The following is a 1,294-nucleotide window of genomic DNA, read 5'->3' as shown; positions in this document are numbered from 1 at the left end:
CAGCGAGAAGAACGGCTATGTGCGACGTGCTCACGGTCCGGGACGGCGGAAGGATTTTACGAAGGATCCCGCAGTCATCGAACGCCGTAAAGCTGCGCTGGCAAAGCTCGATGCTGCGGAGTGAGGTGTCGATCGCATAGTCTCAAAGCTAAAGCCGATGGTGCCACGAACCCGCCCCGATCTGATCTTGCAACCCGCACCAGCCGCTCAGATCGGGGCTGGTCGGCGGGCCGTGGGGCAGCCGCGAGTGACATTTCTACTTTGCGCAACCGCGGACATTTCAACCTGACCGCCACATCGCCTGTAGCCGGGTACATTCTATTTCCAAGTGCGACATGCCAATGGTTTCAATGGCTTCACTTTGGAGATTTTGGCATGTCCCGATGCTATACGCAGCTTGCCCTCGCCGATCGCCGACGCCTGCATCACTTGGTGGCGGCGAAAGTTCCGGTCAACGAGATGGCCCGTCAGCTTGGCCGTCACCGCTCGACGATTTACCGCGAGATCAAGCGCAACACGTTTCGCGATCGTGACCTGCCGGACTACGACGGCTACTACAGCACGGTTGCGAACGACATTGCGCAGGACCGACGTCGCCGGCTGAAAAAGCTGCGGCGTCACCCGAATTTGCGAACACAGATCATCAACCAGTTGGAGGCTCGCTGGTCTCCGGAACAGATTGCCGGACGCCTGCTGTCGGACGGCCTCAGTCGTGTTCGCGTTTGCAAGGAGACAATCTATCGCTTTATCTACAGCAAGGAAGATTATGGGCTTGGTCTCTATCAGTATCTACCGGAAGCGCGCCGCAAACGTCGTCCACTGCGCTCCAGGAAGCCGCGCGACGGTGTTTTTCCAGCCACGCACCGCATATCCCAATGTCCTGATTCTACTGGAGATAGATCGCAGTTTGGGCATTGGGAGGGCGACCTCCTCATCTTCGAACGTCCACTCGGCCATGCCAATGTCACCTCCCTCGTCGAGCGCAAGAGCCGCTATACCGTTCTCATCAAGAATCCGAGCCGGCACTCGCGCCCGATCATGGACAAGATCATCAGAGCGTTTTCGCCTTTGCCGGCCTTCGCGCGTCAAAGCTTCACCTTTGATCGCGGTACCGAGTTTGCCGGATTCAGGGCTTTGGAAGAAGGGATCGGTGCGCATAGTTGGTTTTGCGACCCAAGTGCGCCTTGGCAAAAAGGAACCGTCGAGAACACCAACAAGCGCATTCGACGTTTCCGCCAGGCACCACAGACTTGGCAGTTGTGTCGCAACACGACCTTCTCAACCTGACGCGCCA

1 pseudogene is annotated in these 1,294 nt (G+C 57.9%); it reads left to right on the top strand.

Annotated elements, in window-relative coordinates:
* Nucleotides 1–375 precede the first annotated feature (375 nt).
* Nucleotides 376–1,294, top strand: a pseudogene (locus PH551_RS32750) (IS30 family transposase); the annotation flags it as partial.

The organism is Rhizobium atlanticum (assembly GCF_030182485.1).
GTDB lineage: Bacteria > Pseudomonadota > Alphaproteobacteria > Rhizobiales > Rhizobiaceae > Rhizobium.
The sequence above is the reverse complement of the archived record's forward strand: the minus strand, read 5'-3'. Positions and strand labels throughout refer to the sequence as shown.